The organism is Persicitalea sp., from assembly GCF_041751555.1.
Taxonomy (GTDB): domain Bacteria; phylum Bacteroidota; class Bacteroidia; order Cytophagales; family Spirosomataceae; genus Persicitalea.
On the sequence record NZ_JBGSXF010000350.1, the window covers coordinates 18,730 to 32,642 of the forward strand.

General features: G+C 49.7%; 11 protein-coding genes. 6 read left to right on the forward strand and 5 right to left on the reverse strand.

Translation table 11 applies throughout. The features are described 5' to 3' along the window. The first annotated feature begins 192 nt into the window (after positions 1-192). Positions 193-1,500 (forward strand): glycosyltransferase family 4 protein, encoded by a 1,308-nt coding sequence (locus ACEW8P_RS12585; RefSeq protein WP_373513427.1) that lies wholly within the window; start codon positions 193-195, stop codon positions 1,498-1,500. On the opposite strand, the gene tesB is transcribed toward ACEW8P_RS12585, so the two are convergent. The 5 genes from tesB to ACEW8P_RS12610 form a co-directional block, all read right to left on the reverse strand. Further along, entirely contained in the window at positions 1,436-2,290 is an 855-nt protein-coding gene (gene tesB, locus ACEW8P_RS12590) for an acyl-CoA thioesterase II (protein WP_373513428.1), read from the reverse strand. The two genes, ACEW8P_RS12585 and tesB, sit on opposite strands and share 65 nt — an antisense overlap. A gap of 50 nt (positions 2,291-2,340) precedes the next feature. Then, positions 2,341-3,090, reverse strand: coding sequence for a 23S rRNA pseudouridine(2604) synthase RluF (rluF, locus tag ACEW8P_RS12595; RefSeq protein ID WP_373513429.1), 750 nt, complete (start codon positions 3,088-3,090; stop codon positions 2,341-2,343). Positions 3,091-3,103: 13 nt separating this feature from the next. Further along, entirely contained in the window at positions 3,104-3,904 is an 801-nt protein-coding gene (locus ACEW8P_RS12600; RefSeq protein ID WP_373513430.1) for a glycoside hydrolase family 25 protein, read from the reverse strand. Positions 3,905-4,069: 165 nt separating this feature from the next. After that, entirely contained in the window at positions 4,070-4,705 is a 636-nt protein-coding gene (locus tag ACEW8P_RS12605) for a peroxiredoxin (RefSeq protein WP_373513431.1), read from the reverse strand. A gap of 223 nt (positions 4,706-4,928) precedes the next feature. Continuing rightward, complete coding sequence (locus tag ACEW8P_RS12610) at positions 4,929-7,724, reverse strand: DUF5686 and carboxypeptidase regulatory-like domain-containing protein (RefSeq protein WP_373513432.1); 2,796 nt, start codon at positions 7,722-7,724, stop codon at positions 4,929-4,931. Positions 7,725-8,052: 328 nt separating this feature from the next. Between ACEW8P_RS12610 and ACEW8P_RS12615 the strand changes: the two genes are divergently transcribed. The 5 genes from ACEW8P_RS12615 to ACEW8P_RS12635 form a co-directional block, all read left to right on the forward strand. Further along, a complete protein-coding gene (locus ACEW8P_RS12615) occupies positions 8,053-9,219 on the forward strand; it encodes a glycosyltransferase family 1 protein (RefSeq protein WP_373513433.1) in 1,167 nt (388 codons plus the stop codon). Between the two features lie 11 nt (positions 9,220-9,230). Then, positions 9,231-10,436, forward strand: coding sequence for a family 1 glycosylhydrolase (locus ACEW8P_RS12620; RefSeq protein WP_373513434.1), 1,206 nt, complete (start codon positions 9,231-9,233; stop codon positions 10,434-10,436). 26 nt (positions 10,437-10,462) lie between these two features. Beyond that, a complete protein-coding gene (locus ACEW8P_RS12625) occupies positions 10,463-11,650 on the forward strand; it encodes a glycosyltransferase family 87 protein (RefSeq protein ID WP_373513435.1) in 1,188 nt (395 codons plus the stop codon). 61 nt (positions 11,651-11,711) lie between these two features. Next, the gene (locus ACEW8P_RS12630; RefSeq protein WP_373513436.1) at positions 11,712-13,106 is read left to right on the forward strand and encodes a Gfo/Idh/MocA family protein; all 1,395 of its coding nucleotides are present in this window, start codon (positions 11,712-11,714) and stop codon (positions 13,104-13,106) included. A gap of 91 nt (positions 13,107-13,197) precedes the next feature. Continuing rightward, positions 13,198-13,913: hypothetical protein (locus ACEW8P_RS12635; RefSeq protein WP_373513437.1), on the forward strand; the 716-nt coding region annotated here is incomplete at its 3' end.

Sequence of the window (13,913 nt, forward strand, 5' to 3'; positions counted from 1 at the left end):
GCCTTCTGTTAAAAACCAATAAAGTACTTGATAACAAAAATTTTAAGTGAAGTAGTTTAATAGTGCTAAGGTCAAGTCTTTGCGGGGGATTTGGCAAATTCATTTCAGTTATTAGTCGTAATACACTTCGTAGTTATACGCAATGATTTGCTCGGCATAAACATTCTACTTCCTTAACTAGAATCCTAAAACATGAAAATCGCAGTCTGGCATAACTTGCCCTACGGAGGTGGCGCAAGAGCTCTGAATTATCAGTTGAACGGGCTACTTGATCGAGGTCATTGTCTTGAAGTCTGGTCGCCTAATCCCCTAGCTGACGGCATCATTCAACTGCCTCAGCAAGTGCCAATTCACCTGGTTTCATTAAAAAGAACGGCACACATTCCTTACGCAGACCGGATCAGCGCCGCTTTCTTTGGTAAAGATGTGAACATTCGTGAAATGGAACTGCACTGCCTTCTGTGCGCCCAGGAAATCAACAAAGGAGGATTTGACCTGCTTTTCGCAAATTGCTGCTTCTATTTTGCCGCTCCTTTCATCAGTCGATTTGTAAGCATACCTACGGTATTATATCTGGGAGAACCCCGCCGCTTTTTCTACGAAGCGCACCCAAAAAGTTTCTGGGAATCGCCCGGTGAATTGAATAAACTCAGTAAAACTAATCTTCGCTTCTGTTGGGAATGGCTGAAAGATTTATGGAAAACAAATAGTGCGCGGGTCCAAGTCCGAGAGGAGCGCCTCAACATCGACGCAGTGGATAAACTGCTGGTTAATTCCATTTTTTCGTCGGAGAGTTGCGCGAGAGCTTATGATCAAAGCGGGGAGGTTTGTTATCTGGGGGTCGATACTTCCCTGTTTAGACCCCTCAAAGAAAAACGTATACAGAATTACGTTGTGGGATTGGGAAGTCTGTTTTTTCATAAGGGTGCAGAACTGGCGATTCAGTCAATCGCATGTATTCCAACGCAGGACAGACCAGCCTTGATCTGGGTCAGCAACATCACAGATCCTATTTACAAATATAGAATGCAGGAACTCGCCGGGACATTGGCGGTTGACTTCATCGTGAAAGAGATAGTCAGCGACGAAACATTGGTGGGCTTGCTAAATAATGCCATTTGCCTGCTCTATACTTCCAAGCTCGAACCTTTCGGCTTTGCTCCGCTGGAAGCCAATGCTTGCGCGACCCCTGTAATCGGCCTGATGCAGGGCGGAACTCGGGAAACCGTCCTGGATGGCCGCACTGGTTTCCTTACTCCACCCGATAAACTAGCTATTGCTGACAAACTGAAATACTTCATCGATAATCCTGACGTCAGGGAGGGAATGGGGCGGTTGGGTCTGGCCAATGTTAGAAAAAACTGGTCGCTAGAGGCGGCCACATTTCGGTTGGAAAGAGCGATGGAAAGTACGGTTAAGCCTACAACAATCCCACTCACTCCCGCTTCCGAATCAACCCCTCCTGTACGACGGAAGCTACTAACTGCCCTGCCTGATTAAAAATATTCCCGCGCGTGAAGCCACGCTCGTTGGAGGAACTCGGACTGTCGAGGGCGTAGAGCAGCCACTCGTCCACGCGGAAACTGCGGTGAAACCACATGGCGTGATCCAGACTTGCCAGGAATAGTTCATTGGGCAGCACTTCCTTCCAGTGGGGCAAGGTGGCGGTAGTCAGCAGGTTATAGTCGGAGGCGTAAGCCAGTACCGCCTGATGCAATCGCAAATCATCGGGCATGGCTCCGTTCGCTTTCAGCCAAACGTGCCGCAAGGGGGCGTATTCCTTGCCCGAGAGTGGGTTCAGTTTCTCAACCGGGCGGAATTCCAGCGGCCGCGGGAAGGTCAGGCTGCGGTATATTTCCGGGGCAGCATCTTTGAAGACCTCCGCCAGCTTTTCATCTGACACCAGTGTTTCCGGCGACGGCACGTTAGGCATACTAATCTGGTGATCCAGCCCATCCCGTACTTTTTGGAAGGATGCTCCCATGCTGAAAATGGGCGTTCCTTTTTGGATCGCCACCACGCGACGGGTCGAGAAACTACCGCCGTCACGGATGCGATCTACATCATATATAATTGGTTGACCGATGTCCCCCGCCAATATAAAGTAAGCATGCATGGAATGTACCAGCCGCTCTTTGGGAACGGTGCGCTGGCAAGCGTGTAGGGCCTGAGCAAGTACCTGGCCGCCAAAAACCCGCTTCCAGGGAGCTTTGTAGTTTTGGCCACGGTAGATATTTTCTTCGATTTTTTCGAGAGAGAGTAGCCCGATTAGTTCTTCAATATTTGTCATTATTTTGGGTCACAGAGTTTCATAGTGTACTTCACAGATTTCCTTGGAGGTTAATCGTCCAGATAAGAGCCTTCTTCTGTTTTAGTGGAATTAGCGATATGTTGGTTGATAATTTTCATTTCTTCGGCGGTAAGGTCGCGCCATTTACCTACAGGCAGATTGGCCAGCGTCACATTCATGATTCGGGTTCTCCTTAGTCGGGTAACGGAGTAGTCGAAATAGCTGCACATACGGCGGATTTGGCGATTGAGCCCCTGCGTCAGGATAATGGTGAACGTGTATCGACCCGTTTGGCGAACCAAGCACTTTTGAGTAATCGTATCGAGAATTGGCACGCCGTTCTGCATTTTTCGGATAAAGTCGGCGGAAACGGGCCGATCCACGGCTACTTCGTATTCCTTTTCGTGTTGGTTGCCCGCGCGGAGAATTTTGTTTACGATGTCGCCATTGCTGGTCAGAAAAATTAAGCCCTCGGAAGGCTTATCCAGCCGCCCCACGGGGAAAATGCGCTCAGGATGGCCAATGTAGTCGATAATATTTCCCTCAATGTGCCGTTCCGTCGTGCAGGTGATCCCGACGGGCTTGTTGAAAGCCAGATAAACGTCTGCTTTCTTCGCCGAAGAAACAACCTTCCCATTCACCCGTACCTCATCACCCGCCATCGCCTGGTCGCCTAGCCCCGCCACGCGGCCATTGATCGTCACCAAACCCTGGGCAATAAGCTTATCCGCCTCCCGACGGGAACAAAACCCTGTCTGGCTTATAAACTTATTCAGCCGCGTGGCCTTCTCATCATTCATAACTCATAATTCATTATTTTCCTATCCCCTGCCAGGTCTCCATATCGTGCAAAAAAACGTTAAAATCCACGAATCCCCTAACGCCATCGGCGTAGCCTTTCTCGCTGTGTTGCCAAAGCAGGATGTTGGGACTTTCGGCTAAATCGCCCAGGTGCGCACGGGTATAGCCTGCCAGCCATAGCGGGTAGTCGTCGAAATTACCGACAATGTATTTTTGGTAAAAATTCGGATTGACGTAAATGATCGGCCGCACCCCATAGTGCTTTTCTACCAGCGCCAGCCAGTTGCCAACGCCTTTGATGATGATTTCCGGCGGCTTTCCGGCGGTTGTTTCAAGGTCGAGAACAGGCGGCAGGTCGCCTTTTTTCATCTTGACTTGTTTGATAAAATTCTCGGCTTGCCGATCGGAGTACACCCGAGGGTTGTAAAAATGATACGCCCCTCGCCGAATACTGACGCGCTTGGCCTCGCGCCAGTTACGAGCAAACTCTCGGTCGAGGTGAGTCGCGCCTTCGGTAGCTTTAAGGTACACGAAGTCGATGCGGACGTTTTCGCCTTTGGCTCTTTTTAGCTTGTCCCAGTCCACACGGGCATTATGGTGCGAAAGGTCAATGCCATGAATGGCGTAGCGCAACGGTAGGCGAATGCCGAACCGCCGAATAAACGTCCATTCGTTTTCATTGCGGTTGCCCAACCACCAAATCCCCAGCGAAACTACCGCCACGACTGCCCCTAAGATGAGCCAACCTTTGAGCGGCAGCGACTTTCTGACGCCTTTCTTTACACGGGTCGGGTTCCTTCTCTTTTGCGCCATAGCGCGGCAAAACTAACGAAAAAAGCCGCCCCTTGTGGAGCAGCTCTCTCAATTTGGAATTAGTGAATGTCGGACGGGGCCGCCCTCGCGGTGTCGGAATGTCGGAATAAGAAATTCGTGCGAAAGCAACATTCTAAATTCCGACATTCCAAATTGAACGCTTCGCTACTTATTAGGCTGCGGCGTATAGCGCAGGTAAGGCTTCACTTCTGTCACACCCTTGCTGAATTTCTGCTTGGCGTCCTCGGTGCTGATCGAGGGCGACACAATCACATCCTCGCCATCCTGCCAGTCGGCCGGGGTAGCTACGGAGTGGTTGGCGGTAAGTTGGAGAGAGTCCACCACGCGCAGTAGTTCGTTGAAATTACGGCCCGTGGAAGGCGGGTAGGTCAAAGTGAGCTTCACTTTCTTGTCGGGCCCTATAATGAACACCGAACGCACGGTTGCTTTTTCGCTGGAATTGGGGTGAATCATATCGTACAGCTCAGCGACCTTGCGGCCTTCGTCGGCGATGATCGGAAAATTGATTTCCGTTCCGGTAACTTCCTTAATGTCGGGAATCCAGCGATTGTGCGAATCCAAATCATCGACACTCACGGCTATTACTTTGACGCCGCGCTTCTCGAACTCGCCTTTCAGCAGGGCTGTTTTACCTAATTCCGTCGTACAGACGGGCGTAAAATCGGCGGGGTGCGAAAACAACATGCCCCAGCCATCGCCGAGCCATTCGTGAAATTTAATCGGGCCCTGCGTGGTGCTGGCCTCGAAATCGGGGGCAATATCTCCTAATCTTAATGACATGTTTTTTTAGTTGAAAGTTGACAATGGACAGTTGACAGTAAGAGGTTTATAAATGAATATACAGTATTGGAAAAGCCTCTGCCGAAAACTCTATCAATGTGATAGACTAGCTAAACAGCCCGTCGGTTGCTATCATTCCCTAAGATGATATTTTTTTGAAAAAAATTCTATGGCAGCGGCCAACCGTCATTCTATCACAGGCGAGCCTGCCCCGTCAAAATTATCACTTACCAAAAGAAAAGTTCCTTGTGAGGCCCACGATGAAAGCCATGCGCTGGTACTTGAAATCCTGAAAACTACCCAGAATTTCGACCCGGATCGGAAAGCGAATGCCGATGTCGAGGCCATAGCCGAGTTCGGTGTAGTTGTTAGAAGAAGGCGTTGCCAGGTAGTGTACAATCAGGTTTTCTTTTATTCCTAATACCCGGAACCACTGAATTTGGGTGAGTAGAAACTGCCGCATTTCGGTGAGGGCGTGGGCTTCTACAAAACGTTGAGCTGTACTGAATCGGTAGTAGTCCAGCACCCGAAACGTACCGATGGGGTCGCCGTATTGGAAGAAAAACTGGTTGCCTGGGAAGTGCTGAAAATCGGGAAAATACACCGCCTTATTGTTCAGGTATCCACCCGCAGCCAGCTTGTAGTTGAGCCGACTGCGGATGCCCGTATCGAAGCCGTGCGAAACGCCCGCTTGCAGGATGTCGAAATCGACATCGCTACCAAAAGCGCCGATGCCCTTGCGGTAGTTGACGAAAAATTTGGGCGACTGGTCTTCGTAATAGACCGTAACGCCTTTTCGCGTCCGGTACTTCTGCCAGGGTTTGTAAAAAGCCGACACACCGAGCGTTACGGCCTGGTGATTCGGCATTTCAACCGAGCGAGTCCCCGAGTCGTCCAATAGCTCTTCATTGAACGGAATATTGGAGGTGAACGCTTTGTTCTTCCAATCGATCCAGCAGTAGGGTTTCAGTTTTTCCAGATTGCTCAGGGAGCGACGGTCGGCGTACTCGAGTTCGGCGTTGAAGCCGAAGTGATCGTTTTCGCGCTGCTTCGCAAAGTTCAGCCGAAGGAAATTTTTCTCGTAGTTTTTGAGGAAATTTTGTTCCAAAAACAGCGTCGTTAAGCTGTTTAAAATGGGCGACATCGGGCTATTGGGATTGAATTGTGTCACGGTTTGTCCGCCAGAAAAGCTAAGAGTATTGCGCTTCCAGGCGTAATCTACCCCGCCCTGGCCCATGAGCTTATTCCGGCCAAAGGAGTAGCGCGTCAACCCGTTGAACGAGAGTTCGCTTTTCTGTCGTACCGTGTACGCCTTCACACCATCCGTTCCGGCTTGGATTACCTGCTTATTCTCCCCAGTCTTTCCCCGATTGTATTTTAGTTTCAAACCTCCCCCGTCCAGTACCCAGCCTTCGGTCGTATTGACCTGCGCGCCAATGAGCGGACTGACGTATTCCAAGCGCCAGGGACTTTTCTTATCGCCCAGTCGGAAAGTGTGGCCTGTTAAAATGTCTCCGAATGAGCCGCTCTTGCCTTTTTTTCCATTGTTATTTTTGGTGGAATCAGTCTTTGCTGTTTTCAAACTATCGCGTTGCGCTTTGGGGCCTTCTTTAATAATAATGAGGCTGTCGAGTCGCGAATAGCTTTTCGTCTCGGCTTTGGTCAGCGGCACTGAGCGGATCGAGTCCCAGAAGGCGGTAGTGCGCATCCCGGCCAACGAATCCACGAACGTCGAGTCCTTTCGGGTGTTTTCCAGGTCGATGTCCAGTCCTTTCTCCTCCTTTTCCTGCAACTCCTTCTTTTCGTGTTCCTTCATCATCTTCCGCAGGTCGCGGGCGGTGAATTTTTTCTGTTTGCTGATGAGTTCGTCCAGGTTTTGTGTCTTGATTTCACGCTTGGTCAGGCTCATTTGGCGGGCTTCGTCTTTTTCTTTTTTAGCATCGAGCACCACAATGTCGGGTTGGAAGGCGGGGTTTACTTTGAGCGAAGAGAAGGTTTGTGAGATAACCAGATCGCCTTTCCCCTTCAGGCCATATATCCCCCCTCCTACATGAAATTGCTGGTTGACGGGCATCCATACGCCCTGAACCTGACTGTAAATCTGCTTGATGCCAATGTTGAAGCCCGTGTTGACCGTTTCCAACTCCAGGCGATAAATACTCCATTCGTTTTCCACAATCTGGATCGTGCCGCGGTACACACCCTCACCGTAGGAGCGCGGAATGACCTTGATTTTGTTGACTTCTACCCCGTTTTCCCGAAAAGACCCCAGGTACTCAAACTTGTAGTACGAAAAAGCGCGCGGTGACAATGGCGACACGGCTTCCACGACTTCGGGCTTGTAGAAGCTGGTGAGGAAATAGGCGTTGGCATTGGAGAAGTTCTGATCCTGACTGTTGCGCGAAGCGATAATGCGCTGTTTGTAGTTATTAGGCTGCGTGAAATTGACGATAGACACGGATTCATTCAAAATAGGTACGCCTTTCTTGAAGTTAGATTCTTTCTCCAGCTCTTTCAATTCTTTTTTGTACAAAAACTCTAATGGCAAATCAGTCACCACAAATGAAGACTTGCTGTATGCCTTCGCGGTGTAACTTTCAACCTGCAAAAAGTGGTAGCGACTTTTGGCAATAGCTCGCCGCATGATAGTATAGGCGGGATCTTCATCTTTACTGCCGATTCGCACCTCGCCCAAAATGAACACTTGCTCTTCCAGCACCGGGTCGAAGGTTTCTATTTTGTTCTCAATGGTGAATGCTTTTGTGCCGTTTTTGAAGCCCAGGTACTGAAAGATAATTTCGTAATATCCGGGTTTCAGGTCGAGTAGGTACTTCCCTTCCTCATTGCTGATGGTACCTATGTTGGTACCCCGCACGAGGATAGCGGCATAAGGCAGTGGCTCCCCCCTGGTAGTTTTGATGGTGCCGCGTAAGCCGGATTCTGGTTTTGGGGTTTGGGCAAGGGCGGTAACGGATAAAAAGGAAAACAAAATGAAGGAGCAACAGTATCGGTTTATCATGGCTGGTTGAGTCGGCAAATAGAACACCTTTCAAACAAAGATAGCAAAGCCTCGTGAGCGGGTAAGGGTCGAATCCCTGTTTTTTTGAATTGGGGCGATTTGTAAACTACCGTTGAGGATGATTTTCCCAATATACGTATGGGCTTTGATATATAAATGTAGGATGTTCAATAATTATTTAATACAAGGTAACCGATTTGTGTATAATTATTTCATGAAATAGGCATTATTTTTCTCTCATAGAGAAGATGGCATAGTTCTAATAAAATAGGCTGATTTATGTCCCGATTAACTATATGTTTTCTTTTTCCACACTACCCAAATCCTAATGATTCAACTACCTCGGAATTTGCTTTGTTTCTCCCATCTTCGCTGGGATTTCGTTTACCAGCGTCCACAACATTTGCTCACCCGCTTTTCTGAATTAACTTCTGTTTATTTTCTGGAAGAACCCATTTTTGGATATACCGATACGGCGTGGCTAAGCTATTCCCAGCGGCTACCCAATCTTTGGGTTTGCGTACCTCACTTACCGGACGGCCTGAATAAAGAAGCGGTGAATGCCTGTCTCCGGGAGCTACTCGCGGACTTTATGGTTGGGAAAAATTTGAAAGATTTTATTTTCTGGTACTACACACCGATGGCACTAGAGTTTTCGGCTCACCTCGATCCGCGCCTGACCGTTTATGATTGCATGGACGAATTGGCAGCTTTTAAGTTTGCGCCGCAGGAACTCAAAGTACTGGAAAGTAGTCTTTTCGAAAAGTCTGACATCGTTTTCACTGGCGGACATTCGTTATACGAAGCCAAAAAGCAGCAGCACTTCAATACGCATTTTTTTCCCAGTAGCATCGACAAGTCTCACTTCGTCAAAGCGCGTAAACCAGGGAACGAGCCCGCTGACCAGGCAGTAATTCCTGAACCGAAAATCGGTTTCTACGGAGTGATCGACGAAAGGTTCGACATAGAACTGATTCGCGGGGTTGCCGAGTCGCGGCCCAACTGGCAGATCGTACTGATTGGCCCAATAGTCAAGATTGATCCGGCGCATTTGCCTCAACTACCCAACATCCATTATCTAGGATCGAGATCATATGACAAATTGCCCGGCTATCTGTCAGGCTGGGAGGTAGCGTTGATTCCCTTCATGCGCAACGAGTCCACACGCTTCATTAGTCCTACCAAAACACCCGAATACCTGGCTGGAGGTAAGCCTGTGGTTTCGACGCCCATTCGCGACGTGATCCATCCTTACGCAGACGAAGGGTTGGTGGCAATTGGTGAAAATTCGGAAGAATTTATAACTATTATTAGCGAGTTAATGGCTACGCCATCCTGTGACATCTGGCTGGGGGAAATTGATTCATTTTTGGATAACTGCTCGTGGGATTTGACCGTTCAGGCTATGAGAAATGTCTTGGAAAAAGCCCTGAATACGCGAGACGTAGTGCGACTAGGGGCTGCACCATTGCCCAAGTTCCAGATCGGGGCGTAAAATGAAGGCCTATGAACGACACCAGCAATCCCTTTGAGTCCTTTTGGATGGGAGGCTATGAGTGCACCGACCAGCTCAACAATCGTGGTGACCGGGTCGATTTCCTGCACATAACGGCGCATCTTGACCGAATTCAGGAGGACTACGCTCTGCTGGGCCAGTTTGGCATCAAAACGGTGCGTGAGGGATTGCAGTGGAGCCAGGTAGAGCGACGACCCTATGAGTACGATTTTCGAACGTTGGGCAGAATGCTGGATGCGGGTAAAGATTGCGGCATTCAGCAGGTATGGGACATTTGCCATTTCGGCTATCCCGATGATCTCACACCGCTACATCCACACTTCACGCAACGCTTTGAAGCATTATGTCGGGCCTTTGCCAACTATCACGCCGCTCGCCAGCCGGATCAAACGCTGATCGTTACGCCTATCAATGAGGTGAGCTTCATGTCGTGGTTGGGAGGCGACGTGGCCGGAACCTCACCCTACTGCCGTAATAACGGTTGGGAGGTAAAATACGCTTTTATGCGCGCATATATCGCAGGAATCCGGGCTTTGCGGGAGGTGAACCCTGACGCCCGCATCCTGACTACCGAGCCACTGGTGAATGTCGTCCCTACCTTCGACGCCACCGAAGACCAAATTGCTGATGCGCACCGTCATCACGAGCTTCAATACCAGTCCCTGGATATGCTTTGTGGGCGCATTTGCCCAGAATTGGGTGGGTCTCCGGATTGCCTTGATATTTTGGGATTCAATTTTTACTACGACAATCAGTGGGAATTTGGCACCAATCACTGCCTGAACTGGAATGATTTGGTCTTGGATTCGCGTTGGCGACCGCTCGACGATTTGCTGCGGGAAGCACACCTGCGCTATGACCGCCCGATAGTGCTGTCCGAGACCAGTCATCCCGGCCTGGATCGACCTTTCTGGACCGAGCGCATCGCGAGCGAATGCAGCCGGGCCATTCGGGAGGGGGTGCCGCTTTGGGGCATTTGTCAGTACCCCATCATCGACCGCCCCAATTGGGATCATCTGGACGATTGGCATTTTGCCGGACTTTGGGACGTGGATTACCTTAGTGGCTCAATGGAGAGGACACTTCATGTGCCCTCGGCGCTCGCTCTGCAGGCAGCGCAACAAAAAACGAGCGAAGCCATTCGAGCTACTGGTAACCGTAATCCCTATTTTCTTCCTAATTTGGGGGCAAAATAAACCACGCCATACCGCTCATCAAACCAATGAAGGTCATCAATCGGTTTCTGACTAACCAGAATGCCCAGTTAACCTCGCTTGTCATTTTGGCGGTCTTGGCCAGCGCACAGTCATACTTCGGATCACAGAATACTATTGCCGAGAGCACAGAGCTGTACACAAAGTACAATAACTACCTAATCTTCAAGCTTTCTTTTTTTCATCTCATTGAGGACAAAGATTTATATATACTTTACCTGAATGAGCAGTGGGATTTATTTAAATACAGCCCGACTTTCGCGCTATTATTCGGCCTATTCGCTTGGTTACCAGACTTCGTGGGGCTGACGCTCTGGAACTTACTCAACGGACTCGTATTCTTTCTAGGCCTGTATTATTTGCCTAAAATAGACATTCGTACGAAGGGACTTATTTTCGTATTTGTGGTACTCGAGCTAGTAGGTTCCGTGCAAAACGAGCAAAGTAATGCCCTGATGGCCGGGCTGTTGCTATTCACTTTTGGCTTTCTGGAACGCGACAAATACTGGTTGGCAGCCCTTTGTATAGTCGCCAGTATTTTTATCAAGTTATTTGGGGTAGTTGCCCTGGCCCTTTATTTCCTTTATCCCAACAAATGGAAACTCACGTATACCACGGCAGTCTGGGTCGTGGTATTTACGCTGCTCCCCCTACTGGTTGTAGGCGCGGATCAGCTACTTTTTTTGTACAAAAGCTGGGGAAATTTGCTGGCCAACGACCACGATGCCTCCCACGGAATGTCAGTGATCGGTTGGTTGAAAACCTGGTTTGGTTGGGAACCCGATAAGGTGGTGGTAGCCGTCGTCGGCGCGATCCTTTTTTGCCTGCCTTTGCTCAAAATCAAGTCTTACAGCAAGTACCCATTTCGGGTACTGATGCTGGCATCGGTGCTGTTGTGGGTTATTATCTTCAACCACCGCGCCGAGTCACCCACCTTTATCATAGCGGTAAGTGGTGTAGCGCTCTGGTACTTCATTCAAGTACCCAAAACAGAGAACCTTATCCTTCTGCTGCTTACACTCATGTTCAGTATCTTGTCCCCTACCGACATCGTTCCGGCATTCGTTCGCACCGAATGGTTTGAACCTTATGTAGTAAAGGCGGTTCCCTGCATTTTGGTTTGGGTGAAAATAATCTACGACTTGCTCACGGGGACCTTTGAGCCAAGGATCAGTACGGAGCAAATCCAGGATTAAAGCTTTTTCAGTAAGATTTCCTGCCTTACCTGCTTTGTTTATTTTAAACAGAAACAAAGACATGAAAAAGCGTGACTTCCTTAAAATCACCGGACTGGCCGGAATGAGCGGGCTGAGCATTGGACTCAAAGCCGCCCCTTCGCCAAAATCCACTTTCCCGCCCCACCGCCAAACCTTCAATATGTCGGGTTATGCGGCTCCCAAGATAGATACAGTCCGCATTGGCTACATTGGTTTGGGCAACCGCGGCGGCGGCGCGGTCAAGCGCATTACTCACCTTGAAAACGTGGAGGTGAAAGCCATCTGCGACATCAGGCCCGAGAAAGCCGCCGCTGCCGCCAAAGCATTCGAAGGTACTTCGCACAGTCCGCAAATCTATTCCGGCTCGGCCGACGCCTGGAAGAAGGTCTGTGAACGCGACGACATCGACCTCATCTACATCTGCACGCCGTGGAGTTTGCATACCCCGATGGCGGTGTACGCCATGGAACAGGGCAAGCACGCGGTTACGGAGATTCCGGCGGCTAATACCCTGGCCGACTGCTGGAAGTTAGTCGAAACCTCGGAGCGTACCCGTAAGCACTGCATGATGCTGGAAAACTGCTGCTACGATTTCTTCGAACTACTCACGCTCAACATGGCGCGGCAGGGCTATTTCGGCGAAATCGTCCACGTCGAAGGTGCTTATCTTCACGATATTGTAGATTCTTTTTTCAAGAAAGAAGCTCGATACGACAACTGGCGGCTGCGCGAGAACCTGCGGAACGGCAACCTCTACCCCATGCACGGACTGGGACCAATTGCTCAAATCCTCGACATCAACCGCGGCGATAAGATGGACTACCTCGTCTCGATGTCGACCAACGATTTCGCCATCGCGCCCCGCGCCCACGCGCTGGCGACGACCGACCCTGATTTTAAGGAATTTGCCGGAAAAACCTTCCGGGGTAACCACAACACGACGACGATTCGCACCAACAAGGGCAAGACAATCATGCTCCAGCACGATGTCAGTTCACCCCGCCCCTACTCGCGGATTCATTTGGTTAGCGGCACGAAAGGCATCGCCCAAAAATACCCGCTCGACGGCGAACGGGGGCGTATCTCGCAAGGCCACGAGTGGATTGCTGATACAGAATACCAGGAATTGGAAAAGAAATACCAGCCCGAAATCGTGAAGCGTATCGGCGAACTGGCCAAGAAAGTTGGCGGCCACGGCGGCATGGATTTCCTGATGGACTGGCGCCTAATCGATTGCCTGCGCAACGGCCTGCCGCTGGATCAGGATGTCTATGACGCCGCCGCGTGGAGTTCCATCGTGCCTTTGAGCATCGAGTCGGTAGCCAATCGTTCCAACTCGGTGGATGTTCCCGATTTTACTGACGGTGCCTGGAAGAAGAATGAGCCCGTGGACATTTCGATGGCCGAAGGCGGAAATACTCGTGTAAAATCCTGACGATAAAAAATTACCTTATTATTTTTACAGTAAAAAATCTCCCGTGCAAATTCCAGACTTCCCTTGAAACTTGTTTATTCCCCAGATAGCTATGAGAACTCTACTGCTAATTCGTACTCTCGCTTTTGTATTGATGTTTCTTCTTTACAAGAATTTTTCCTGTTTCAGTCAGAGTACTGCGGATACTGTTCGGTTAGACCTATTGAGGGCCAGCACCACTCAATCGCTCAGAAAGATATTCGAGAAAAGTTCTTCAACCGTACCTAGCGCCTATCTGCTTACCCCTGATTGGGCAGCTATTTCCAAACTTTCAAAGTTTTCCCAGCCCGGATACATCTCATTTCAATTACCCGTTTCGGGCACTTCTGCACTTTCTATTGTGATAAAAGAAGTCCCAGTTTTGGCAAAAGGATTTAGAGTCACCACCAGTTCGAACAGACCGATTGACCTGCCCGCGATAAGGTTTTATACCGGCAAACTGGTAGGTGATGATTCTTCAACCGTATCCCTAACTATTTCTGAGGATGGCATTGAGGGCCTGGTGTACGGGCAATCTTACTCTTACACATTTGGCAAAATACGGGGCACCGACGCCAAAAAGTTGCACATGGTCTATCAGACCCATGAAATGCCCGAAAAAGCCCAGATAGAATGTACATCTGTTGAAGCAGTAGTTACCAACGCTGTAAAATCCTCGGTGCAGGGCAATTCAACGGCTAGGACAACCGCTGAAGGATGCCGGAAGGTGGGGATTTATATGGAGGCAGACTATACATTGTACCAAAATTGGGGTAGCGACGTCGCCCA

What these genes read in the sequence shown, in the direction of transcription:
- ACEW8P_RS12585 (WP_373513427.1), top strand. Translation starts at nt 193, where the DNA reads ATGAAAATCGCAGTCTGGCATAACTTGCCCTACGGAGGTGGCGCAAGA.
- tesB (WP_373513428.1), bottom strand. Translation starts at nt 2,290, where the DNA reads ATGACAAATATTGAAGAACTAATCGGGCTACTCTCTCTCGAAAAAATC.
- rluF (WP_373513429.1), bottom strand. Translation starts at nt 3,090, where the DNA reads ATGAATGATGAGAAGGCCACGCGGCTGAATAAGTTTATAAGCCAGACA.
- ACEW8P_RS12600 (WP_373513430.1), bottom strand. Translation starts at nt 3,904, where the DNA reads ATGGCGCAAAAGAGAAGGAACCCGACCCGTGTAAAGAAAGGCGTCAGA.
- ACEW8P_RS12605 (WP_373513431.1), bottom strand. Translation starts at nt 4,705, where the DNA reads ATGTCATTAAGATTAGGAGATATTGCCCCCGATTTCGAGGCCAGCACC.
- ACEW8P_RS12610 (WP_373513432.1), bottom strand. Translation starts at nt 7,724, where the DNA reads ATGATAAACCGATACTGTTGCTCCTTCATTTTGTTTTCCTTTTTATCC.
- ACEW8P_RS12615 (WP_373513433.1), top strand. Translation starts at nt 8,053, where the DNA reads ATGATTCAACTACCTCGGAATTTGCTTTGTTTCTCCCATCTTCGCTGG.
- ACEW8P_RS12620 (WP_373513434.1), top strand. Translation starts at nt 9,231, where the DNA reads ATGAACGACACCAGCAATCCCTTTGAGTCCTTTTGGATGGGAGGCTAT.
- ACEW8P_RS12625 (WP_373513435.1), top strand. Translation starts at nt 10,463, where the DNA reads ATGAAGGTCATCAATCGGTTTCTGACTAACCAGAATGCCCAGTTAACC.
- ACEW8P_RS12630 (WP_373513436.1), top strand. Translation starts at nt 11,712, where the DNA reads ATGAAAAAGCGTGACTTCCTTAAAATCACCGGACTGGCCGGAATGAGC.